At 66.5% G+C, this 24,071-nt stretch carries 17 protein-coding genes; 8 read left to right on the plus strand and 9 right to left on the minus strand.

The window, feature by feature from the left end; all coding sequences use genetic code 11:
• The first annotated feature begins 77 nt into the window (after nt 1-77).
• Nucleotides 78-1,277: an MFS transporter gene (locus tag Q8M13_RS16270; RefSeq protein WP_305301101.1), complete on the plus strand. Its 1,200-nt coding sequence runs from the start codon at nt 78-80 to the stop codon at nt 1,275-1,277.
• Here the strand turns inward: Q8M13_RS16270 and Q8M13_RS16275 are convergent.
• The 5 genes from Q8M13_RS16275 to Q8M13_RS16295 all read right to left on the minus strand — a co-directional run bounded on the left by Q8M13_RS16275 (nt 1,262) and on the right by Q8M13_RS16295 (nt 7,243).
• Complete coding sequence (locus tag Q8M13_RS16275; RefSeq protein WP_305301102.1) at nt 1,262-2,503, minus strand: glycosyltransferase family 4 protein; 1,242 nt, start codon at nt 2,501-2,503, stop codon at nt 1,262-1,264. The genes Q8M13_RS16270 and Q8M13_RS16275 overlap by 16 nt on opposite strands.
• Complete coding sequence (locus Q8M13_RS16280; protein ID WP_305301103.1) at nt 2,500-4,380, minus strand: hypothetical protein; 1,881 nt, start codon at nt 4,378-4,380, stop codon at nt 2,500-2,502. The genes Q8M13_RS16275 and Q8M13_RS16280 overlap by 4 nt, the downstream gene beginning before the upstream one ends.
• A 55-nt stretch (nt 4,381-4,435) precedes the next feature.
• A complete protein-coding gene (locus Q8M13_RS16285; protein ID WP_305301104.1) occupies nt 4,436-5,191 on the minus strand; it encodes an ABC transporter ATP-binding protein in 756 nt (251 codons plus the stop codon).
• On the minus strand, nt 5,188-6,021 hold the full coding sequence (locus Q8M13_RS16290; protein WP_305301105.1) for an ABC transporter permease: 834 nt from the start codon (nt 6,019-6,021) through the stop codon (nt 5,188-5,190). Before Q8M13_RS16290 ends, Q8M13_RS16285 begins: the two co-directional genes overlap by 4 nt.
• A gap of 184 nt (nt 6,022-6,205) precedes the next feature.
• The gene (locus Q8M13_RS16295) at nt 6,206-7,243 is read right to left on the minus strand and encodes a dehydrogenase (protein WP_305301106.1); all 1,038 of its coding nucleotides are present in this window, start codon (nt 7,241-7,243) and stop codon (nt 6,206-6,208) included.
• Between the two features lie 179 nt (nt 7,244-7,422).
• On the opposite strand from Q8M13_RS16295, the gene Q8M13_RS16300 reads away from it, so the two are divergent.
• A complete protein-coding gene (locus Q8M13_RS16300; RefSeq protein ID WP_305301107.1) occupies nt 7,423-8,118 on the plus strand; it encodes a hypothetical protein in 696 nt (231 codons plus the stop codon).
• Here the strand turns inward: Q8M13_RS16300 and Q8M13_RS16305 are convergent, their stop codons facing one another.
• The 3 genes from Q8M13_RS16305 to Q8M13_RS16315 are packed head-to-tail and all read right to left on the minus strand — an operon-like array spanning nt 8,119 to nt 13,492.
• Entirely contained in the window at nt 8,119-9,255 is a 1,137-nt protein-coding gene (locus tag Q8M13_RS16305; protein WP_305301109.1) for a glycosyltransferase family 4 protein, read from the minus strand.
• Nucleotides 9,252-12,449 (minus strand): glycoside hydrolase family 99-like domain-containing protein, encoded by a 3,198-nt coding sequence (locus tag Q8M13_RS16310; protein WP_305301110.1) that lies wholly within the window; start codon nt 12,447-12,449, stop codon nt 9,252-9,254. The genes Q8M13_RS16305 and Q8M13_RS16310 overlap by 4 nt, the downstream gene beginning before the upstream one ends.
• A 23-nt stretch (nt 12,450-12,472) precedes the next feature.
• On the minus strand, nt 12,473-13,492 hold the full coding sequence (locus Q8M13_RS16315) for a sulfotransferase family protein (RefSeq protein WP_305301112.1): 1,020 nt from the start codon (nt 13,490-13,492) through the stop codon (nt 12,473-12,475).
• 152 nt (nt 13,493-13,644) lie between these two features.
• Between Q8M13_RS16315 and Q8M13_RS16320 the strand changes: the two genes are divergently transcribed.
• Genes Q8M13_RS16320 through Q8M13_RS16330 form a run of 3 tightly spaced genes read left to right on the plus strand, consistent with a single transcriptional unit; the run spans nt 13,645 to nt 17,882 of the window.
• The gene (locus tag Q8M13_RS16320; protein ID WP_305301113.1) at nt 13,645-15,540 is read left to right on the plus strand and encodes a hypothetical protein; all 1,896 of its coding nucleotides are present in this window, start codon (nt 13,645-13,647) and stop codon (nt 15,538-15,540) included.
• Complete coding sequence (locus tag Q8M13_RS16325) at nt 15,537-16,580, plus strand: hypothetical protein (RefSeq protein ID WP_305301114.1); 1,044 nt, start codon at nt 15,537-15,539, stop codon at nt 16,578-16,580. Before Q8M13_RS16320 ends, Q8M13_RS16325 begins: the two co-directional genes overlap by 4 nt.
• Nucleotides 16,581-16,637: 57 nt before the next feature.
• Nucleotides 16,638-17,882 (plus strand): hypothetical protein, encoded by a 1,245-nt coding sequence (locus tag Q8M13_RS16330; RefSeq protein WP_305301115.1) that lies wholly within the window; start codon nt 16,638-16,640, stop codon nt 17,880-17,882.
• Here Q8M13_RS16330 and Q8M13_RS16335 read toward each other — a convergent pair.
• On the minus strand, nt 17,840-18,655 hold the full coding sequence (locus tag Q8M13_RS16335) for a DUF6270 domain-containing protein (RefSeq protein WP_305301117.1): 816 nt from the start codon (nt 18,653-18,655) through the stop codon (nt 17,840-17,842). The genes Q8M13_RS16330 and Q8M13_RS16335 overlap by 43 nt on opposite strands.
• Before the next feature lie 164 nt (nt 18,656-18,819).
• Between Q8M13_RS16335 and Q8M13_RS16340 the strand changes: the two genes are divergently transcribed.
• The 3 genes from Q8M13_RS16340 to Q8M13_RS16350 all read left to right on the plus strand — a co-directional run bounded on the left by Q8M13_RS16340 (nt 18,820) and on the right by Q8M13_RS16350 (nt 24,011).
• Nucleotides 18,820-20,547 (plus strand): type I secretion system permease/ATPase, encoded by a 1,728-nt coding sequence (locus Q8M13_RS16340; protein WP_305301119.1) that lies wholly within the window; start codon nt 18,820-18,822, stop codon nt 20,545-20,547.
• Nucleotides 20,544-21,917, plus strand: coding sequence for an HlyD family type I secretion periplasmic adaptor subunit (locus tag Q8M13_RS16345; RefSeq protein ID WP_305301120.1), 1,374 nt, complete (start codon nt 20,544-20,546; stop codon nt 21,915-21,917). The genes Q8M13_RS16340 and Q8M13_RS16345 overlap by 4 nt, the downstream gene beginning before the upstream one ends.
• A gap of 219 nt (nt 21,918-22,136) precedes the next feature.
• A complete protein-coding gene (locus tag Q8M13_RS16350) occupies nt 22,137-24,011 on the plus strand; it encodes a calcium-binding protein (RefSeq protein ID WP_305301121.1) in 1,875 nt (624 codons plus the stop codon).
• Nucleotides 24,012-24,071 lie beyond the last annotated feature (60 nt).

Here is a 24,071-nt window from a genome sequence, read left to right on the forward strand (position 1 = left end):
CGAAGCCGAACATCAACCCTGGCGCTGACGGGGCTGTCCGGTTCAGATGCCGCCGTTAGTTCGGGGGAATCAAAAACATGGCCAAGGCCATCGGGGGGCGGCTCGCTCCAGGCTTCATCGTCGCCATCTGTTTCGGGATCGCGGCGCTTGAAGGCTATGACATCCAGGCCTTTGGCGTGGCCGCGCCGCATATGGCTCCCGAACTGGGCCTGGGGCCGGCAGAGCTAGGCTGGGCGGGAAGCGCGGCCATGTTCGGCCTGGTCGTCGGCGCACTCTCCGGCGGCTGGCTGGCCGACCGGTTTGGTCGCCGGCCGGTGCTGACCGTCTCGGTGGCGCTGTTCGGGATATTCTCCGTCGTCACCGCCCTGGCTCAAAGCTTCGAGGTCCTGACCCTGGCGCGCCTGGCGACCGGAATCGGCTTTGGCGGCGCCATGCCCAACCTGATCGCCATCGCCACCGAGATCAGCCCGCCAAATCGCCGGGCGATGACCACCACCAGCATGTTCTGCGGCCTGCCGGCCGGCGGCGCGGTGGTCGCCTTGCTGGCCCAGTTTGGCGGGGAGTCGCTGGATTGGCGGATGATTTTCCTGATCGGTGGAGCCCTGCCGATCCTGCTGGCGCCGGTAGTGTTCTTCTTCCTGCCGGAAACCCGTCCCGCGCCGACCGAGGACCTGGATCGCCGGGTGATGCGCGGCCTGTTCGCCGAAGGGCGAGCGACGGCGACCCTGTTGATCTGGGTGATCTTCGCTCTCGACCTGCTGGTGACCTATCTGCTGCTGAACTGGCTGCCGACCCTGGTGGTCGCCAAGGGCTTCACCGCCGTCGAGGGGGCCTCTGCGTCGTTCTGGATGAATATCGCCAGCGTCGGCGGGGCTTTGCTGCTCGGCTGGACGGCGGACCGTTTCGGCTACCGCTGGCTGCTGGTCAGCGTCTATGCGGGCCTGGCCGTTGCGCTCTATGTGCTGGCCCAGGCGACAGGGATGCCGGCGGTGATCGCGGGCTCGGCCGCGGCTGGGCTGACCGTGGTCGGCGGGCTCTACGTGCTCTACGCGCTCGCCCCTTCCTACTATCCACCGCACATCCGCGCGGCTGGAGCCGGCGCGGCGATCGCTGTCGGCCGGCTGGGCTCGATCGGCGGGCCGCTCATAGCCGGCGAGCTACGCGCCGCCGGCTATGGCCCGGGCGACGTGCTGATGGCGCTGATCCCGGCGGTGCTGCTGACGACGGCGTGCGTCTGGGCGCTCACCACCTTCTGCAAGCCTCACCCAGAGGCTTGAGCCGCCTTGCGCGAGGCGCGGGTGGCGGCCATCGCCGCCCGTTGCACGCCGTCGGGCAGGGTGGTGAACCAGGCCTGCGGCGATAGGCGTTCGGCGACGCGCTTGCGGCCGGCTTCGACCAATCGCGCAGCGAGGTCCGGCTCGGCGCGCAGGCGCTGCAGGGCCTTGGCGGCGGCCAGAAGGTCCGGCTCGGCCCAGCTTTGCCCGCGATAGATACCCTGGGGATCGTCCACCGCGATCGGGCTCGACGGCACGATCATGGCGCAGGTCTCGTCCATGAAGTCGGCGTTTCCCGACCAGCCGGTGGCGACCACCGGCGTGCCCAGGGCCATGGCCTCGGCCATCGTCAGGCCGAACCCCTCGGCTCGGTGCAGCGAAATCAGCACGTCGGCGGTCGCGATCAGCGACTTCACCTCGCCATAGGGCCAGACCTCGTCGACCACGGTGACATTGGACGGCGCGGAGGCCTTGAGTTTGGCTAGTAGGTCGGGGAACAGCTCGCCGCGTTGGGTCTTGATGACCAGGCGAGCGGTCGGGTCGTTCGGGAACGCCTGGGCGAAGGCCTTGATCACGCCCTCGGGATTCTTGCGCGCGGCCGAGGAGTTGAAGTCGAACAGGGTCACGGCCAGGAAGCCGGGGCCGCGGGGGGCGGGGATCACGCCGCGATAGTCTTCGATGAACAGCGGATGGGGCACCACCCGCACTGGAGCGGCCGCGCCGCGCAGGGCGTCGGCGGTGTAGGTACTGGGCGCCCAGACCCCGTCGAGCAGCGCCGCATCCTTCAGCCAGGATTTCGGCGCCTTGGGCAGTTCCCACGCCCAATAGCCGTAGCGCGGGCCACGGACGTTCTTCGGACCGAGGAAGGCCAGGGCGGCGAGGATTTCCGGCGCGTTGATGTGAAAGATCCAGGCGCCTGGCGAGCGGGCGGCTTCGGACGCGCCGATCCAGTCGAGGCGAGCCCCCGAGACGTCGACCTGTTCGACGGGGACGCCCAGCGCCTCGAAGGCGCGGACGGCCAGCTTGGCCGACGCCGCGATGCCGTAGGACCCGCCGAAATCGCCGACTACCCGGATCGGGCCGGAGAAGTCTTCGGCGGCGTGAGGCTTGCGCGCCTGGCGCCGAACGTAGGCTTCCAGCGCAGGACCCAGGATCGGTTGGGCCAGTCGCCGGACCGGCTCAGGCGTCAGGCTGCGCCAGACGCCGCGCGTGGTGGAAAGCAGGCTCATGCGCTGGCAGATCCCCAGGTGACGCCCTGGCTCAGCAAGGCGATGGCGTCAGCGGGAATCAGACCGCGGTCGGTGCGATAGACCAGCTTGGCGACCTTCGCCGGCACCGGGGCGGGGGCGCCTTCCGGCGTGCGGAAACGGCTGGACGCCGCGTCGAACACCAGGGCGTCGCCGCCGGCGGCTCCGGGCGTCCAGCGTTCCAGGACCAGCAGGGTGTTGATCGCGCCGGTCGCCGGCTGGCGAAGTTCGACGCCGGGTACGCGGCGAACGCTGAGCCGCGCCATTTCGAACACCGGGTGGCTGTCGACATTTGGGGGCAGGGCGGCGACGTCGATGCCGTACTCGGCCAGGCCGCCGCCGATCAGCCAGCGCAGGAAGGCGAAGCGTTCGGAGAAGCTGCCGAGCGGAAAGAGCCGCTGTAGGTCGCCTCGGCTCTCCCAGATCGACAGGAACAGGCGCGGGAAGGGATGACCGCGCGCCAGTTCCCGCACAGGGGAGTTGAAGCTTGAGCGCAGGCCGCTGGCGACGTGGCTTGGCCAGTCGGCGCGGTGGGCTAGGCCATAGGCGGCCAGTCGGAGTTTGGCGTCGGACGTCTCCTCGCCGATCTGGCGCGCCGCGCGCAGGGCGAGATCGGGATCGGAGAACGCGTCTTGCGGCGCGAGCCGCGCCGAGAACCGGCCATCGAGCGATTCAGGTCCGAGCAACCAGGCTTTCAGTCCAGCCTCGTCGCCGGCGAAGCGGTCACGCAGGTCCCGGCGCGCCGACTGCATGGCGGTGATCGCCGGCGCGGTCTGGTCGGCGACCAGCCATCGGGTCAACTCGGCCGAACTGGCCAGCCAGTCGCCATCGGGCGGCGCTATCGGATCGCGGATGATCTCGCCCGGACGGATATCGGCCCAGGCCTCGGCGGCCGGCGTCAGTCCCCCGCCAAAATCCTCGCCCGCCCTGGCGGCGGCCAGCATCCGGCGGCGGGTGTCCTTGGCGATCGGTTTGCCCGACGGGAAGTTGCGATGCCCATAGGGGATGGCCGAGGCCTCGGCGTGTCCGTTGCGCAGCAGGGCGCCGGCATAGTCCTTCATCAGCGCGGCCAGGGGCGAGCCCGGCTGCACGCGGATCCGGTCCTGGTGCTTGGAGAGCAACTCCGGGCGGGCCGGATCGAAGCCGGAGAAGTGGAAGAAGGTCAGCGGCTCGCCGTCCACGCTCCAGCCGCCTTGAGGACCGGCGACGTTGCGGCCCTCCAGGTTCCAGTAGGCGAGGTTGAGGCTGGGGCTCCGCAGCAGGGCCAGGTCGCTGACGAAACCGGGGGCCAGGTCCATCCACTTCTGGTCGGTGAACAGGCCGTTGGCGAAGTCGACGCGGCAGTCGAAGCGCAGCTTTTCGGCCCACCAGTCGAGCAGCGCCACGATCTGCGGCTCGGCGCGCGCGGCCATGAAGCCGAGATTGTAGGCCCCCGAGGTCAGGATCACGTGGTCGTTGGGATTGGCCTGACCGAGCAATGGCCGCGTAGTGTGTGGCGTCAGGGCCAGCGGCGCGCGGGCTAGGCCCTCGCGCACCATGTCCAGCGGGCGATAGACCCAGATGTCCGGATCGAGATAGACGCCGGCGCTCACGCCCTCTTCGGCCAACAGCGCCTTGAAGGCGTGGGGCTTGACCGCGGTGTTCAGCTCCAGCGCGTCGTAATAGGCGCACATGGCCGCGAAGTCGGGGACCAGGGTCGCGGCGTCGATCGTGCGGATGCTGGGGTCCTGGAAGGCGATCGGACCATCGGTGGTCACCACCACGCGGCGAACGCCGGGCTCGACGCGGCCCAGGCTCTCCATCAGGCAGGCGGCCTGGGCGCCGTAGTTGCGCGAAACGATGGTGAAGATGACGTCCACTGGCGCCCTGTAGCCCCCGACTTGGTTTCGACTCCCGACTTGGCTGCGTGCGATGTCAGGCGGCGGCGAGCAGTTCGTCCAGCTTCTTGACGTCCATGATCGGCGAGGCGACCCCGCTTTCGATCCGCATGACCTTGTTGCAGTAGAGTCGGATCAGCTCCAGGTCATGGGAGGCGAGCACCAGGATGCCGGCCCGTTCCATCAGTTCCAGGATCCGCTTGTGGGCGATCTTCTGGAAGTCGGCGTCGCCGACGGCGATCCATTCGTCCATCAGGATGACGTCGGCGTGGACGGCGGTGGCGACCGCGAAGGCCAGGCGCGCCTGCATGCCCGCCGAATAGGTCTTCAGCGGCATGGCCAGGAACGGGCCAAGACCGGTGAAGTCGGCGATCTCGTCCATCCGATCCTCGATCTCCTTGGCGGTCAGGCCGGCGATGCGGCCCCGCAGTCGGATGTTGTCGAGGCCGGTGGCCGAGGGATCGATGCCCAGGCTGAGGTCGAGCATGGCCGCGATCTGGCCGTGCACGTCGATGGTGCCCTCGTCGGGCTCATAGGCGCCGGCGAGCGCACGCAGCAGCGTGGTCTTGCCAGAGCCGTTGTGGCCGATAAGCCCCAGGCGGTCGCCCGACCGGAGCTGGAGGTTGATGTTCGAAAGCGCGGTGACTTCCGTCGCGCCCATACCCGTGCGCCCGAGTTTTCCGCCGACCGTGATGCGCGCCAGGTGCTTCTTGAGCGACTTGGCGTCCACGCCATAGACGGGGAAGCGCAGGGACAGGTCGGTGACCGTGATCGAAACCTGGGGACCCTTCATAGGTAGTGCACAATCCTGCGACGAATGAGGGCGAAGGTGGTGAAGGTCGCGGCCCAGCCGACGACGGCCAGCACGCTGAGGAAGATATAGGTCGTAGCGCTGACACTCTGGCCCAGCAGCGGGGCCCGGACCACATCCAGCAGGTGGTAGAATGGATTAAACAGCAGGACCGCATGGTCCAGCAGCCGTCCGCCCGGCAACCAGAATACCGGCGTCATGAACATCGCGAACTGGATGACTGACCCGACGATCTGCGGAATGTCGCGGAATCGCGCCGAGGCCATGCCGGCGGCCAGGCTGACCCACGAGACGTTCACCATCAGCAGAACCAAGCCGATCAGGCCCATACCCAGATTGGTCTGGCGCCAGTGGTCGTAATAGATCAGCACGCCGACGATGATCACAGCGTGGTGCATCAGATTGATCACGTTGCGCATGATCGTGCGCCACACGAAGGTGAACATCGGCAGCGAGGTCTGGCTGAGAATCCCCGAGGCCTGGACGAACGTCCCGCAGCCTTCGATGATCACATTGGACATCAGTCCCCAGAACACGATGCCGAGGGCGACATAGGGGATGAACTCGTTGACCGGCACCTTGAACAGGTTCGCGTAGAGGAACCCGATCCCGGCCACCATCAGGCCCATGGACAGGGTGATCCAGAACGGACCCAGCATCGAGCCGCGATAGCGGGAAACGATATCGTGCCAGGCTAGCGACCAGGCCAGCCCTATCCGCTGGGTCGACGCGCGCAGATCGGCGAACGCCATGCTGAACTCGTGCATGGGCCCGCGCCGTCCGGTGCGCACCATGTGTTGTACGGATTGCATCTAGTCTCCCGACCAAGAGCTTGAAGGCGGAAAAAGGCGGTCCCGCCGAAGTCGCTCGCGCCGGTGGGTAACAGGTCGCATTTTGCGGCGCAAGCATGGCGCCGACCCAGTAATCCAAAGGAAAAACCGTGTCGGCGCTGGGATCGGCGTTATCGAACCAGGCTATGTCCTCGAATGGCGGCGACTAGCGGACGATCCAGGACTCGGCGCCGACATTTGTGAACCGGGCGGCCTGGGCCGTGCCGCCGAAGGTCGAGAGCAACCGCTTCAGGCCTTCGCGCTGGGTCGGATCGACCAGGAACATCATGAAGCCGCCGCCGCCGGCGCCGGAGACCTTGCCGCCGAAGACGCCAAAGGCCTTGGCTGCGTCATAGACCTTGTCGATGTCGGACGAGGAGATGTTGTGGGCCAGCTTCTTCTTGGAGCTCCAGCCCGCGTCGAGCAGGGCGCCGAAGCTCGGCACGTCGCCGGCCAGCAGGGCGTCGCGCATCTCAAACGCGCCAGCCTTGAGGGCATGCAGCCCCTCCAGCGGTCGGGTCGAGTGGCTTTTCATATTGGCGCGCTGCTCGTCGATGATCGCTGCGGATTCGCGGCTGACGCCTGTGAAGTAGAGGACGAGCGAAGCCTCAAGCTCCTTCATGACGTGATCGGCTGAGGGCACCGGCTCCACCGAGGCGCGGCAATCGGCCATGAAGTGCATCATGTTCAGGCCGCCGAACGCGGCGGCGTAGTGATCCTGCGCGCCGCCGGCGAGCCCGAGCTCGCGGCGTTCGATATCGAAGGCGAGGCGGGCGATGGCGTGGGCGTCCATCTCCAGACCCATGAACCTGCGCATGGCCTCGACCATCGCGACCACCAGGGCCGAGGACGAGCCCAGGCCCGAGCCGGGCGGGCAGTCGGCGTAGGAAACCATGGTCAGCGGGATGGCGACGCCGCCGGCGTAGTCGGCCATGAAGCGGTTATAGACGCCCTTCAGCAGGCGCAGCGGCTCGTCGGTCGGCAGCGGCGCGTTGGCCGGCGCCTGCCACGACTGATCGCGATCGGCCGCCACCAGCAGCACCTGATCATCGTCGCGCTTCTGGACGCTGACGTGGGCGAACAGGTCGATGGCTGCGTTCAGGACCACGCCGCCATACTCGTCGCAATAGGGCGAGACGTCGGTCCCGCCGCCGCCAAAGCCCAGCCGCAGGGGGGCGCGAGCGCGCACCAGTTCGTGACTCATAGCCGGCTTGTGGGTCCTTGGGCCCGGTTCCCGAAGTCAGGCGGGGTTAGTGGCCGTCGCCTCGATTGGCAACCTTGATCGGATTTTCGGGCGTGCGGCCTAGCGGCGGCGTCTTGGCCTATCTATCTGGCTCAAGCGCCCCTGCTTGCGGCCGGCGCCTGGTTGTCCGGAGCATGCGTATGTCGGCCTACCTGCTTCGCGCGGGCGTCCTTTCCCTGGTGTTGATGTTATCGGCCTGCGACCAGCCGGCGCCGTGGGCGCGCGCGGCGGTGGCCCCGCCCCAGACCCTGGTCGCCACCAAGCCCCGCGCCCAGGCCATCATGTGGAACGAGGGAAAAGACGCTTTCGAGATCGCTGGGAAGCCACTGAAGGCTGGGCGGCTCTGGACCTTTGATGGCTCGACCGAAGGCTTCGTATTGACCGGCGGAGCGGCCCTGCCGGGCGCGCCGGTAGGGTTGGAGATACAGAACCAGCGCGCAGATCCGATGCTGCGTTCGCCTACCGGCCTGGCGCTTGATGGGCGCCGTTTCTCACTGGTGCTGGTTCGGATGACGCGCACGCGGCCCGGAGCGGCGTGGGATGGTGCGATCTTCTACCGCACCGCCAATCACGGCGAGTCCGGCGAGTTCCAGGCCAAGCCAGTCGACGGCGCGAACCCGGCCGTCAATGAAACCGTGGTGGTGGTCTACGACATGTCCCGCTTGAAGAGTGGCGGCGACGATTGGCAAACCTCGCAGATCGACCAGATCCGCGTGGACACTGACGACCAGGCTGGAGGCGGCTTCGTGATCCATCAGATCGCGGTCACCGAGAACCCCGGTCCCGAGGCGCTGACGACAGCGCCGGCCCAGCCGACGACGCTCGCCGCCCGCTGATCAGGTCAGAGCGGCCAACTCTTCCAGCCTGGCGGTGTAGCGCAGACCGATGGCGCGGGTGCTGAAGTGGGTGTGCATGTGCCGACGCGCGCGCTGTCCCAGGGCCCGGGTTTCGGCTGGATCGTCCATCAGTTCGCCGATCAGCTGCACGGCGTGGTCCACCGACGGGTCGGCCCAGACCTGGCCCTCGCCGAACAGATAGGCTCCCTCGGCCACCGGGATCAGCTTGTAGTTCACCAGCCGGCTGGTCTCGGGGGTCATGAATTCCAGATTGCCGGAATAATTGGTCGCCACCGCCGCCCGGCCCATGATCATCGCCTCGGCCGGGCCGCGGCCAAAGCCCTCGGCTCGGTGCAGCGACACGAAGACGTCGGCGCAGCGGACCAGGTTCTTGATCTCGTTGTCGGACAATTCGCGGGTGATCGACTGCACGCGGCTGCCCAGGGCGCGCAGCCGCGACTCCAGCGCCTTGCGGTCGGGATTCTGATCGTCGCCGCCTTTGTATTTCACCACCGCGTGCAGGGCCGAGTGGGGGCGTTCGGCCACCAGCTTCTCGAAAGCCTCCAGCATCGCGAACGGGTTCTTGCGTTCGGCGTAGGACGAGAAGTCGAAATAGAAGAGGCAGACGAAGGCGTCTTCCGGAATGCCGAAGTGACGGCGGCCGAGCAGCGCCGACACCGTCAACTCCACCGCTTGCGGCATGTGGATCACTGGCAGCTTGATGGTCGGTTCGATGGCTTCGAGGATGAACTGGGACGGCGCCCAGACCTCGTCGAACCGTTCGAGGATCCGCGACCACGGCTCAGGGTATTTCGAGAGCTCCCAGGCCGGGTAGATGATGTTGTAGGCCCGTTCGAAGGCCGGGCCGGATCCCTGGTGCTCAAGCACGCCCATCGCCTGATCGACCTCGTTGGCGTTCAGGCAGAAGAAATTGACCTTCTCGCTCAGCCTTGGAACGACATGGCTGGAGAACTCCCGCTCGAAGTCGGGGTCCTTGCCGCGGTCCATGCCGTAGACGTCGAGCAGGCCGGGCGTGACGCCGGCCGCCTTGAAGGCGCGCCAGGCCGACCGGGCGTGCTCGGCCATGCCGATGGCCGAGAAGGGGTGGCCGATGAGGACGAGATCGGGATTGCTCATGACGGGTCCAACAGGTCGGCGTCGGCGGCGTTCTTGACGGCTTCCAGCCAGGCGTGACCGAAGCGCTGATCGGGCTCGAGGTGCGCGCCCTCGCCCCATTCGTTCCAGGCGTTGATGAAGACGATGCGTTCCTCGCCGAAGTTCTGGCGGCGGGTCTCTTCGAACATCGCCTGGGTCCAGGCCTGGAAGGCTCCAGGGGTGGCGTGCTGGTAGTTCCAGCCGGCGTCCTGGCGCCTCGGCGTGTTGTCCCAGGAGGGCATCACGCCCCGGAACCGCTTGTGGGCGGGCGTGGCCGCGCCGAGGTAGTGGCGGACCATCTGGCGATAGTCGTTCACTCGGCCCTCGAAGCGGGCGTTGTAGAGCGGGCCCGGCGGATGGATGAGCGCGCCGGCGCCGGCGGGCGGGAACTCCACCGAGGCGTCGAAGCCTAGGCTCTCCGGATCGGTCTTGCCACCGGCCTTCTCTAGGCTCTCGACGAAGGCGAGGTAGATCTCGCCGACGCCGGCCTCGCGGCAGTGTTTGCGCCAAGCCTCGGCCCAGGCCTTGGCGTCGGGCAACAGGCCAGGACGATAGATCAGCACCAGCGGCTTGCCGTTGATACGGATGTAGTTGGGTTGGGTGAGATAGGGCTCCATCGCGGCGATGGAATCCTCGGCGTCGCCGGGCTCGTAGGTCTGGGCCAGCAGCACGTCGCGTTCCTGGCCGTCCCAGGTTCGGGTCCAGTTCTCGTTGGCCCAGCACAGGCAGAACGGGAAGTCGCTGGCCGTGCTTTGCAGCAGGGGCTCCAGCGGCTTTTCAAGGATGCGCCGGCCGCCGGTGAACCAATAGAAGTAGTGGCAGAAGCCGCCGATCCCGTAGCGCGCGGCCAGGGCGGCCTGGCGCTTCAACGTCTCGGGATTGGAGAGGTCGTAGAACCCGAGGTCGGCCGGCACGTGCGGCTGATAGTGACCGCGATAATTGGGCAGGGCGCGGCTGACATTGGTCCACTCGGTGAACCCTGGCCCCCACCAGCGGTCGTTCTCCGGCACAGTGTGGAACTGCGGCAGGTGGAAGGCGATGGTCCGCACCTGGTTCAGGGCTTCCAGCCGCTCGCCCCAGCGCTCGACGAAGACCTGCTGGTTCTTGACGGCCAGCCGCTGCTTGAACCCGGCGTCGATCGAGTTGGACGTGATGCTCAGGTGGTGGACGATCTCCGAGGTCGGCTCGTAGATTACCCGCAGGCCGCGCTCGCGCAGGCGGAAGCAGAGGTCGGCGTCTTCACTATAGGCCGGCGCGAAGGCGATATCGAAGCCGCCCAGTTCGTTGAACATCTCGCGGCGGACGGCCAGGCAAGCGCCCGAGGCGTAGTCCACCTCACGTCGCACGTTCCAGCGCGGCAGGCTCGGATCCTCGAACAGGCCGATCATCTCGGCCTTCCCATCGACCGCTATGCGGGCGCCGGCTTCCTGAAGGCGACCATCGGGGAACAGCATCTTGGGCGCGGTGGCCCCGACGTCCTTCTCCTCGCCGAACGGCGCCAGCAGGGCCGGCAACCAGCCGCGACGGACCTGGACGTCGTTGTTCAGGAAGATCACGAACTCGCCTCGCGCGGCCTGGGCGGCGCGATTGCAGGTGCGGATGAAGCCGAGATTCTCGGGATTGGTGAGCAGCGTCAGGCCGGCGATCTTGGCCAGGACCTGGCTGGTGGCGTCGCTGGAGGCGTCATCGATGACGATGACCTCGCTGGTCTCCAAATCGCCGCCGGCCTTCAGGGCCGCCAGGCATTCCAGCGTGAAGGTCAGGTTGTTGAAGGCCGGGATGATGATCGAGGCGACCGGCTTGGCTACGACGTCGAAGGCCAGGTCGGCGGCGGCCTTGTCGATCTCGCGCTCGGTGACCTTGATAAGGTCGAGCGGCTTGACCTTCACCCCGCCGATCTCGCGTTCGCGGATGCGCTGCTTGGCGGCGGTGAGATCGCGATAGGCCTGGAGGTCGTAGGCGCCCGGATCCCTGGCGCGGCCGGCGTTGCGGAGCTGTTCGAACAGGCCTGCGTCACCTGACATGCGTGCGCCCGACGGGGTCGGCTCCGGCTTGGGCGTGCGCGACAGTACCCAGTGCTCCAGCGACGAAATCGGCTGCTCGGCGGCGGCCGGGTTCTCGATCAGGTAGCTGAGCTCGTTGAAATCGGCGGCCGGCGAAACGCCCTCGAATGCGCCCTCGGTCAGGTAGTGGACGACGGGATGCACGCCGTCCGGGGTCTGGCCCTGCTGTTCGAGATAGAAGGCGGTGTCGAAATGGATGCTGGGATCGCGGCGCTCTTGCGTGCCGTTGGTCAGGAAGTAGGCGAGGGGGCTGCTGCCGAGCGGGGCCGCGTCGCGATAGCGGTCCATATACCATCCGGCGTCGAACAGCGGATGCGGGCTGCGGCCCTCGGCGGCGCCGCTGGCGACGTAGTGGAGCAGGGGCGCGGCGTCGGTTTCGGCGACGTCGGGATTGGTCGCCAGATACCAGCGCCCGGAGAACAGCGGGTGGGGCTCATAACCCTTGCGCCAGCCCTCGCGCAGATAGTGGACGAGTGGGTTCTCGCCGGAGGCGGCGACTTCCTCGGCCTGGCCGACATAGTAACGGACGTCGAACAGCGGATGGGGATCAAAGCCCTCGATCGCGCCCTTATGGACGAAGTGCTGCAGGGCCGAGAGGCCGGTGGCGGCGATCTTCACCGCGTGGCGGCTGCGATAGTCCTTCAGGTCGAACAGCGGGTGCGGATCGCGCCCTTCCTTGTCGCCGGCCACCAGATAGTGGGCCAGCGGCGCCCAGCGCGAGCCGATCAGGTCGGTGTTCTTTTCCAGGTACCAAGCCTGGTCGAAGAGGGCCTTGGGATTGACGCTCGCGTCCGGGCCGGCGCGCACATAGGAGATAAGGCCGCTGACGCCGCCGCCATCGCGGCCGATGCCCCGGTTCAACCGGAAATCCCACAGGCCCGAACGCGCGAGCAGCGCCGCGCGACCTGGCCACTTGCCGCGGGCCAGCATAATGTCGAAGCGTTGTTCGGCAGGGCCCTTCTCGGACAGCCCGACCCGGCGCGCCGCAGCCTTGCGGAAGCGGTTCCAGCGATCCTCGGCGGCCACCCGGCGGGCGCGATGCAGGTCGCGCCGCTTGGCCAACAGGAGATCGGCGAGCGAGTCTTGCTCGGGAGTTTGGGTGTCGTTTGCCAAGGCTTTAAATCTCAGGGGGCTGACTAGCGTCCGGCCAGGGCCGTGTCGACCACGGCCTCTATGCGCGCGCGTTCCTGACGCAGGAGAGCGAGTTCGCTTTCCAGGGCTTCCATGCGCTTGCGCTCCACCTCGGCGAGCTGGCGCTCATAGAGGAGCTCGGCGCGGGTGGAGTCGAGCGCGCTGGTCACGGGGGAGACGAAGACGCCCATCTGGGCCTTCATTTCCGCGATCTGGGCCGCGGCGCGATCAAGCACCGCGTGGTCCGGCGATTGGCCTGCGGCGGCGGCGTTGAACCAGTCCAGCACGCTTTGAGCCAGGGTCCCGACCAGCGGGACCGAGGCGAGGTTCCCATCGCCGTCGTTGTGGCGCAGGTCTTTGGTGAGGAAGCCGTCGATCTGCTCGGCGGCGCGCGCGCTCATGCGCGGCAGCGGCGCGCCATGGGCCTTTTCGAGGGCGGCGACTTCGGCGCGCCAGTCGGTCAGCAGCCCGTCATAGGAGACGAATGCGCGCGGCAGGTCGCGGGTGTGGGCCTCGGCCGCCAGCATGTAGATCGTCCAGAGCAGGACCGACTTCTCGACCGGGAAGGCGTCGCGCCGGGACAGCGAACCGGCGACTGCGAGCGGGCCGCGCACCGGGATCACCACACGGGCCGGCATCTGGGCCGCGTCCAGCACCTCGCGCCACATCGGCAGCAGGACCGAAACGCGAGGATCCTTCAGCAGCGGATGCAGGGCCTCGCCGAACTCGGCGCGGAACAGCGCCACCGCACGCTCGCGCCAGGCCGCTTCGTCCTGCGGCGCCAGGGGCGAATAGGGCAGGTTGAAGGGGTCGTCCCAGGCCGTGCCGCCGGCGCGCAGGCGCTGGTCGTTGAAGACTGAGATCTTCCAGGGTTCGAAGTAGCCCTTGGCGTTGTGCTCGTCGCCCGGCATCACATTGTCGGGCAGTTCGGCCCCGGCCAGCGCCAGCAATTGCGCCGTCGCAGAGGTGCCGGACCGGTGCATGCCCAGGACGAGATAGGCTGATCGCTCGGAGGTGGTTTGCATCTTCGCTGCTCTCGCCGTCCCGCCCCCGCGGCCCATTCGCCGCCCCGCTGTATGGCCGCTCGCGCCCTGCCGCAAGGGCGGGACCATTGATCAGGCCGTTCTTCTGATGCAAACCACGCCTCGGGCTTGGCGTCGCACGGGAACATCACAGCATGGCCGCCGTGGCCACACCAGATCGCGTCAACTATGTGCTCGCCTTGGCGGTGGACGCTGATTTCTACAAGCAAACCAACCCTGGCTTGGGCCTGGCCGACGTCGATCCGGTCTTGCACTACGGCGAGGCTGGGTGGCTCGAGGGCCGTGACCCAGCGCCCTGGTTCTCCACCCGCGACTATCTGGCGCGCTATCCCGATGTGGCCGCTGCGGGCGCCAATCCGCTCGTCCACTACCTGACCGCCGGCTATCGCGAGGGGCGGGAGATCGTCGCCTCTGCGCAGGCCGCGGCCTATCACGCCATGACCGAAGCCGACCGCCGGGCGGTCGCCGCAGGGATCATCAGCCGCGAGGAGCGGGCGCTCGCCGCCCAGTTCTTCGATCCGCAATACTATCTGACCATGTACCCCGATGTGGCGGCCTCGGGCGGCGACCCGCTGGACCATTTCCTGAGCCACGGTTGGCGCGAGGGGCGTGATCCGAGCAACGACTTCTCGGTGTCCGACTACTTCGAGCTCAACCCTGATGTCGCCGCCAGCGGCGTCCACCCGTTCCTGCACTATGTCACCACGGGGCGCGGGGAGGGACGGCTGGCCAGGGCGCGTCTGGGTTTCCGTCACGATGTGCTGGCCAACCTGAAAACGTTCGAAACCCGCTTGGCCGATTCGACCGCCTGGGCGCAGCCGATGGAACTGTCGCCGGTCAGCGAGCTGATCGCCGCGATGGGCAAGGCGCGCCCGCGCGGACTGCACGTGACCTTCAGCCAGGACGACTACAGCCGTTCGGTCGGCGGCTCGCAGCTCTGCGTGCAGCGCGAGTCTGCCGAGTTCGCGTTGCTGGGCCGCAACCATCTGCATGTTCATCCCGCCAACGGCTGGCCCATCGTTCGCAACGGCCCGACCCAGACCCCGATGGGCGTACTGTGGAATGGCCAGAGCGTCGGGGTGTTCACGCCGCCCGCCATTGTCGAGGCGATGAAGGCCTGGGCGCAGCATGGCGAACCGCATAGCTTCGCGATCCACAATATGCTCGGCCACTCCAGTCGCGATGTGATCGACATCGTCCGGGCCGGGGGCATGAACGCCGGCTATTTCTGGCTGCACGACATGGGCAGTCTTTGCGTCGGCATCCATCTGCTTCGCAACGACGTGGAAAATTGCGGCGCGCCCCCCGCCGGCAGCCCTGCCTGCTCGATCTGCGTCTATGGCGATTGGCGCCGCGCCCAGGTGCGCGAGCATCAGCTGCTGTTCGATCGCCTCGAGCTCACCGTCGCTTCGCCATCAGCCGTGGCGCTGGAAACCTGGCGCGCCGGCGGCTCGCTCGACGCCCAGGCCGAGGTCGTCACGCCGCTCGCAAAGCTGGTTCCGACCGCCCGGGTCGCGGCGTCGGCCGAGCCGGACGGGGTGTTCCGCTTCGCCTTCCCAGGCACGCCGTCCGTCCACAAGGGCTGGCCGATCTTCCGCGATCTGGCGGCCCGGTTCGCTCATGACCCCCGTTACGCCTTCATCCACCTGGCCAGCGCGCCGGTGGCAGGATCCCTCGCCCAGCATCACCCGGTCACTGTGACCGCTGAGCGGCCCTTCGCCATGCGGCAAGCCCTGGAAGAGCTTTCCATCGACGCGGCCATGGTCTGGTCGCTGTGCCTGGAAACCTTCTCCTTCGTGTCGTACGAGGCCGCCTCCGCAGGCGTGGCGGTGATCACCGGCCCTGACAGCGGCAATGTCGCGGTCTTCGCCAGTCAGGGTGAATACGGCGTCGTCCTGCCCGACGAGCATCAGCTCGAAGCCTGGTTCGAAAGCGGGGAAATCCTGAAGCTGGCGCGCGCGCGGCGGAACCGAGAGATCTATGACCTGAGCTTCAGCAAACTCACGGCCGAACTTGTGGAGGCCGCGTGAAGGTCACCTGCTTTTCCAGCTTCACCTTCGCCTATCTGAACCGGGCGCGCGTGCTCTATTCGACCCTGCGCAAATTCCACCCTGATTGGAATTTGGTCGCCCTGATCACCGACGAGCCCCCGCCCGGCTTCCGCTTCGACCCCGCCAGCGAACCCTTCGACCAGGTGGTCTACGCCCAGGACCTCGGCATCCCTGACTTCAAGGCCTGGCTGTTCAAGCATGACGTCGTCGAAGTCTGCACCGCGGTGAAGGGGCCGTTCCTGCATCAGGCCTGCGCCACGGACGCCGACGTCGTGATCTATCTCGATCCGGATACGGCGCTGTTTTCCAGTCTCTCGCCGCTGCTTGAGCTGCTGGCGGCCAACGACATCCTGCTGACCCCGCATCTGGTGGACGCCAATACCGACCACCAGGCGATCTTCGACAATGATCTCTCGGCCTCGCGGACCGGGATCTTCAATCTCGGCTTCGTCGCGGTGAAGGCCGGCGGCGAGGGCGCTCGGTTCGGCCAGTGGTGGAACGATCGGCTGCTGGAGTTCTGCTATGATGACATTCCGATGGGATTGTTCGTCGACCAGAAATGGTGCGACCACGTCCCGGCCCTGTTCGACAAGGTCAAGGTCGTCCGCGATCCCGGGTACAATGTCGCCAGTTGGAACCTGAGCCAACGGCAGGTGGCGATCGGTCGCGACGGGGCGATCATCGTCAACGGCTCGCCCCTGCGCTTCTGGCACTTCACCAAGCTCGGCCCCACGGGCGATGCGATGACCAAGCGCTACGCCGGCGACAACCACGCGGTCTATGAGATCTGGCGCTGGTATAAGGAGCAGGTCGCCGCGGCGAGCGAGACGGCCATCCCAGAGCGCTACTGGGCCTACGGCGTCTATGGCGACGGGACGCCTATCACCAAGGCCCACCGGCTGATCTGGCGCGACCGCGCCGATCTGCGCGCGCGCTTCCCCGACCCCTTCAGTGTGGCCGGCGGCGGCTATCTGGGCTGGCTGATGGACGAAGGCCTGGCCGAGCGGCCGGCCGCTTGACAGCGCTTGGCCCGCGCCCGACACGAGGCGAGCAATATCAAGGAGGGCCCGGCCATCATGGCGGCCGATAATCTGGCCCAGCAGGCCGAGGGGGAAGCAGCCCCCGCGCTCATCGACAAGCTTGAAGTCCTGGCGCGGCGCTACACCGCCGCGCGTGGCGACTTCCAGCGTTCGGAGGTCGATGAGGCCCTGAACCGAACCCGTCTTGGCGTGGCGCTCGCCGACGCCATGCTGGCGCGAGCCCGGGTCGAACAGGAAGCTCGGGATATCGCGCTGGTCGGCTATCGCGCGGCCGCCGCGAGATTTGCGCGTCCCCGCCGCCGCAATCGCGTGGCGCGGGGGATCGACCGCGTCCTGGATCTCGGCCGTTCGTCCGGGCGCGCGATGGTCATTGCGCGCTCAGGCGTCTGGGAAGGGGGCGATTTGCGCGCCATGGCCGCCTATGCGCGGCGCGGCGCCGACCCGGCCGTCCAGCCGTCAGCGATCTTCGACCAGGCTTGGTACTTGAAGGGGCGGGCTGATCTGGCCGGCTCACGCAACAGTCCGCTGGTCCACTATCTGTTGCATGGCGGCGCGGAGGGCGCGAGCCCGCACCCTTTGTTCGACTCCGGCTACTATGCGAGCCGCAACGCCGCCGACTTGGCCGCGACCGGCCTGACGCCCCTGGAGCACTTCGTGCGTGTCGGAGCCGCCGAAGGCCGCGATCCGCATCCGCTGTTCAGCATCGGCCATTATGTTCGCCAGGCGCCGGACCTGATCGCCTCAGGCGGCAACCCGATCACCCACTATCTGCAAGTGGGCTGGCGCCGCGGTCTCAGCCCGCACCCACTATTTGCGGCGGACTTCTACGCGGCTCAGATCGGCGCCGGCGGACCCGAGGTCGCGCCGCTGGTTCACTATCTGACTGAGGGCGTGTTCAACGGTCTTCGTCCCCATCCGCTCTTCGATCCAGCTTGGTATCGCGACCAGAACCCGGACGTGATCGACGGCGGCTTCGAACCGCTAAGCCACTATGCGGCGGCGGGCGGGGCCGAAGGGCGTCATCCGAGCCCGTGGTTCGACGCGCATCGCTATGGCGCCCAGCGTGGCGTGGATCTGCCGCCTGGCGTCAATCTGCTGGTGGACTATCTGCAGGGCGGAGCCTGGAGCATCGGCGAGCCGTGGCCAGGCAAGACCACCATCGCCTTCCTGGCGGCCGCTTCGGAGCTGGCGCTCTCGGGCATGACCCCGCTGGAGCATTGGGCCCGGCAGGGCGACCTTCAGACACCCAGCGCCTTAAGCCCGGTCCAGACCTCGCGGTAGTAGTCGTCGACATAGTGGAAGGGGCTGAGGCCCCAGCGGTGATCGACACTCGCCAGCTGTAGCTCGCGCGGCGCCGCGACGCTCACCGCCTTGGGAAGGCGAGCGCGAAACGCCGGTTGGTACAGGGCCAGCATCGCGTTGTGGTCATCTATGGCGGCCGGCTTGCCCTGGAAAATCTCGACCTCGTCGGTGAAGTCCTGAATGGCGCCGGCAGTGTCGCGATACTGAGTGGCCCATTGGGCTTCGTGCACGATAACGGTGGCGTCTCGCAGCGGCGTCGATTGAATGAACGCCGCCATCTCGTCGGCCGCCTGCAGCCAGAGCAGTTCGCATGCCGGCGAGGTGCGTGCGATCGTCGAGGCGCCCTCAAAGGCCGGCTGGCTCAGATAGCCGCTGACATCCAGCTCCCAGCTATGGGTGACGACCGTCCCCCCCACGGACAGCAGGTCCAGCCGTTCGTCGATGAAGTCGAAAATGATGTGGGTGGGCTGGTGAGCGATCAGCGCGGCCAGCGCGCGCTTCTTCAGGTCATTGACCATCGCGCGATGTGTGAAGACGCCAAGGCCCCCGGGTGGCTCCTGCGCCGTCTCTACGCCTTCGAGCGGCTGGGCGAACAGGCTCGGCAGACTGGTGCGGGAAATATAGAGTAGGTCTGAGGGCTCAGCGCCTACGATCGGCCACAAGTCTCTGGTTATGCAACTGCCGACAATGGCGACCTTGGACAAGACGGGTTCCTTGCGGCACGGAATGGCTGGACAGTCGAGGTTTAACACGCGGTGCGCGAATCGGCGCCCTTGCGTGCGCCATTGACATCGTTAAGAGGCCCGATCATGTCTCCCGCGTTTTCGGCGCACTCAGCCTCGGACTTCGAGCAGCAAATTCGGCGAGGGTCGCTCAGGCTGCCTTCATCGAGCATCCACGGAACAGCGCGGCGCGCATGAAGATTTTTAATCCGCTGGCGGATCAGCCCGACAATCCACTGACGCGCGCCATCAAGGAGGGCTACACCCCTCTCGCGTTCGCCGGCCTGTTCAGCCTGGTCTCGAACCTGCTGTACCTCGCGCTGCCGATCTACACCTTCCAGATCTACGGCCGGGTCATGACCAGTTACAGCGTACCGACGCTGCTGGTGATCACCTTTGGCGTGCTGCTGGCCTTCGTCATTTCCAGCGTGATTGATGACTATCGCGCCCGGGTGATGGTGAACTTCGGCGTGGTCATGGACCAACGCGTGTCCGGACGCGTGTTCTCGGCGCTATTCGATACGGTCATTCGCGGCAACCCGGCGGCGCGCTCCCAGGCGCTGCGCGACCTGGACGGCTTTCGGCAGATGCTGACCGGCCCAGCCTTCGGCACCTTCTTCGACCTGCCTTGGATGCCGGTCTTCATGTTGGTGCTGTTCATCATCGACCCGATCATCGGCGTCGTGACGATCGTCGGCGCCGGCCTGCTGTTCGGTATCGCCCTCCTGCAGGACCGCGCGACCCGGCCGGCCCTTAGGGAAGCCAACGAAGCTGCCCTGCGCAGCTACGCCTTCACCGATGCAGCGCTGCGCAACGGCGAAGTGGTGCGTGCCATGGGGATGATCGAGCCCCTAGGCGCCCGTTGGGCCAGCTTCCGCGCGATCACCATGGAGCGGAGCGCTGCGGCCAGCGAGCGCGCCAGCGTGCTCAGCAACATCAGCAAGTTCACCCGTCAGGCGATCCAGGTGCTGATCATCGCCATCGGCGCCTATCTGGTGGTGATGGGCAAGATCCATTCCGGCCTGCTGTTCGCCAACATGATCCTGGCCGCGCGCGCGCTTCAGCCGATTGATCGCCTGGTGGGTTCTTGGGACGCGCTGACGAACGGCTATCGTTCCTATGAGCGCCTGAACGCCCTGTTTGGCGACTATAAGCCGTCCAAGCCCCTCACAACCTTGCCAAAGCCGCTCGGCCAGCTCTCGGTCGAGGGCGTGAACTTTGCGCCCGTGGGCGCGACCCGGTTCGTACTGCAAGGCATCAGCCTCAAGATCGAGCCCGGCGAGATGCTCGGCGTCATCGGCCCGTCCGGCGCCGGCAAGTCCTCGCTCGCCCGTCTGATGGTCGGGATCTGGCAGGCGAATTCCGGTCACGTGCGTCTCGACGGCGCCGACGTCTATACCTGGGACCGCACCGACTTTGGCCGGCACGTCGGCTATCTGCCGCAGGATACCGAGCTGTTCTCCGGCAGCATTCGCGACAACATCGCTCGCTTCCGCTCCGACGTGGATGACGAGCAGGTCGTCCGCGCCGCTCAGGTCGCCGGCGTGCACCAACTGATCCTGCGGCTACCGAACGGCTATGACACCGAGCTTGGCGAAACCGGCCATGTCCTGTCCGCAGGACAGCGACAGCGGGTCGGCTTGGCGCGAGCCTTGTTGGGCGCGCCCCGACTGCTGGTCCTCGACGAACCGAACGCGGCGCTCGACGCCGAGGGCGAAGAGGCTCTGGTCACCGCGCTAGACGCCTTGAAGGCCGGCGGCTCTACGATCGTCATCGTGTCCCACAAGCCGAGCGTTTTCCGGTCGGCCGATAAGATGCTGATGCTTCGTGACGGCAGGATCGAGATGTTTGGGCCGCGGGAGCAAGTCATGGCCCGGGTCGTCCAACCCGCCGCCCCGCGCGTGATCGAGGCTGGCCGATGAAACTGGATTTCAACGCCCCCAAGGCCTACGAGGCCCCAAGCTTCGGCGACAAGGATCTGGTTCCGCTCGACGGGACCATGGACCGGCGCATCAAGCGGCCGATCATCGTCGGCAGCGCCGTGGTCGGCGTATTCGTCGTCGGCCTGACCCTTTTCGCTGGCGTGGCCAAGATCGATAGCGCCGTCGTTGCCCCTGGCACGGTGCGGGTCGAGGACAATCGCAAGACCATTCGCCACCGCGAGGGCGGGACGGTGAAGGCGATCCTGGTCAAGGAAGGCCAGCGCGTTAAGCAGAACCAGGTGCTGCTGACCTTTGATGAGGTGCAGCCGAAGTCTACAACCGACGTCCTGCAGAATCAGTATGACTCCCTGCTGTCGCAGACCGCCCGGTTCCAGGCCGAGGCGACCGGCCAACAGACCGTGGCGTTCGCCCCGGAACTGACCGCCCGGGCTGCGACTGATCCCCGAGTGGCCGGCATCATCCGCGACCAGGAGTTCCTGTTCTCGACCCGGCAAGCCTTCTTCGAGACCCAGGGCGCCGTGCTGGCCCAAAAGCTCCAGCAGCTTGAGACCCAGATCGGCGGCGTTCAGGCCCAGGTCGACGCGGTGAAGGAGTCGGACGACCTCACCCGTGAGGAACTCGCTGGCTATCAGACGCTCTATGAGAAGGGCTATGCGCCCAAAACTCTGATCCTCCGCTACAAGCGCACCCTGGCTGACCTGGGCGGGCGACGCGGTCAGCTGATCGCCGAAATCACCCGCCTGCGCGAGCAGATCGGCGAAACCCGCCTGCAGATCACTACCCTGCGCGAGCAACGCATCAGCCAAGCCGCCGAGGGCCTTCGCCAGATGCAGACCGGTCTGGCCGAGGTGACGCCGAAACTGACGGCCGCGCGGCAAATGCTGAATTCGGCCACTGTGCGCTCGCCGTCGGACGGCTATGTGCTTGACCTGACTCAGTTCACGGTCGGAGGCATTGTCGGCCCCGGAGAGCGGCTGATGAGCGTCGTTCCTGCCGACGCTCCGCTGATCGTCACGGCGCGAATCAGGCCGCAGGACATCGATAGCGTGCATGATGGAATGACCGCGAGAGTTCGCCTCTCGGCCTTCAACGCGCGCACCGCGCCCCCCGTGAACGCCGAGGTGCTGACGGTTTCTGCTGACCAATTGGTCGATGAAAAGACCGGCGTTGGTTACTTCAGGGCCGACCTTAAGATACCCCCGGCTGAGCTCGCCAAACTGCCAAAGGGCTCGAAATTGACCCCAGGTATGCCTGCAGAGGCCATGATTGTAACGGGTCGGCGCTCGATCTTGTCCTACATCGTGAGCCCGTTGACCGACACGATCCGCGACGCGCTTCGCGAAGACTAGTTTAACGGAATTCTTACCCTTGGAAGCAGGGCTACCTGCCCTTGTGCACAGCCCTTTTTGCTGTTGCGCATCGCCTGTGGTTCCGATACCTCTTCCTCGGGCTCGTTTAACCTTCGCCGCGATCTTGTCGTGGTGCGGGCAAAGGACCGCTGGGACCGCTCCATTGGAAAATGGTGGCCAGGCGTTTCAGGGTCCATGTGACACAGACTGGAGAGAAGCATGGCTACTTATTTCTTTGAGACGATTACGGCGACCCAGGCGCTTGCCTACGACGGTTCGACGAATCAACTCGTTTTCACGACTGCTGGTGCTACGGCCGCGGCTGTAACCGTCACGCAAAACGCGGCGACCGCGACTCAGCCCGAGACCGTTTCCCTGACCTTCGGCGGCCGCACCGTGGTCTTCGGTACGGGCATTCTCGGCGACGCCGACGTGACCTTCCCGGATCAGTCCAAGCTGTTCCTCGGTACGGCTGGCGCTGAAAACGTCGCTGGCACCACCGCAGCTGACGTGCTGTTCGGTGGCGACGGCGCTGACACCCTGACCGGTGGCCAAGGCGCTGACTTCCTGCAGGGCAACCAGGGTGCCGACCAAATCGTTGGCGATGCTGGCGCCGACACGCTGCTGGGTGGCAAAGACAATGACACCATCACCGATAGCGCCGGCGCTAACTTCATCCATGGCAACATCGGCGACGACAGCATCGTTGCTGGGTCGGGCAACGACCTGATCTATGGCGGCCAAGGCGACGACGAGATCGATGGCGCTGCTGGCAACGACACCGTCTACGGTGACAAGGGCGAAGACGATATCACCGGTGGTGATGGCGCCGACCTGCTCTTCGGCGGTGACGACAACGACGTGATCGACGGCAGCGCCGGCAACGACACTATTGACGGTGGAATTGGTGACGATAGCCTGCTGGGCGACGTCGGCGATGACAACATCACCGGTGGCGAAGGCGCCGACACCGTTGTTGCTGGCGACGGCAACGACTGGGTTCAAGGCAACCAAGGTGCCGATAGTCTTGTTGGCGGTCTGGGCAACGACACCCTGCTCGGCGGTCAAGGCAACGACACCATCGTGTCCGGCGATGGCCTGAACTACGTTCACGGCAATCTGGGCGATGACAGCATCACCGGCGGCGTCGGCGTCGACACCCTTCTGGGTGGTCAAGGCAATGACACCATCCTGGCCGGCGACGGCGCCAACTATGTGAGCGGCGATCTAGGCTCCGACAGCATTACTGCTGGCACCGGCAACGACGTGCTCTTCGGCGGTGACGGCAACGACACCATCCAGGCGAGCACCGGCGACAACAACGTCGATGGCGGCGCTGGCGCTGACAGCCTCACGGCTGGCGCTGGTAACGATACCATCAACGGTGGCGACGGTCCGGACACCATCCAGGCTGGTGATGGCAACAACCTCATCAACTCTGGAACCGGCATCGACAGCATTGTCGCTGGTACGGGTAACGACACCATCAGCGGTGGCGACGACGCCGACAATATCAACGCGGGCGCCGGCAACAACGTTGTTGACGCCGGTCTCGGCGCCGACTCGGTCCTCGCGGCTGGTGGCAATGACTCGATCATCGGCGGTGGCGGTAACGACACCATCGACGCGGGCGCGGGCAACAACACCCTCTCCGGCGGCGACGGCGACGATATCCTGACCGCAGGTGCTGGCAACGACGTGATCGGCGGCGGTCCGGGCAACGACACCATCACCGGTGGCGCTGGCCAAGACACGCTGACCGGCGGTGTGGGCAACGACGTCTTCGTGTTCGCCTCGGGCGACTCGTCCTCGGTTGCTGGTACGCTTGACCAGATCAACGGTTGGGAAGTCGGCGACGAGCTGAGCGTTGGGACTGCCGGCACCGCGGCTAACTACTCGGAGCTCACGGTTGCCAACTACGCGCAGGCGCAAGCTGACGCGATCTCCTTGTTCGGTGCTGGCCGCGACATCGTGGCGGTTCAAATCGGTGCTGATGTTGTCGTCTTCGTCAACGACGGCGCGGGTGCGGTGGACAACGCGATTGCGTTGGTCGGTGCGAACCTGAACTCGATCAGCGACACTAACTTCATCTAACGCCTAATAGCGTTGGAAGATTTGAGGGCCGCCCCGCCGGGGCGGCCCTTTTTCTTTGCC

This window comes from Phenylobacterium sp., from assembly GCF_030681155.1.
GTDB lineage: Bacteria > Pseudomonadota > Alphaproteobacteria > Caulobacterales > Caulobacteraceae > Phenylobacterium.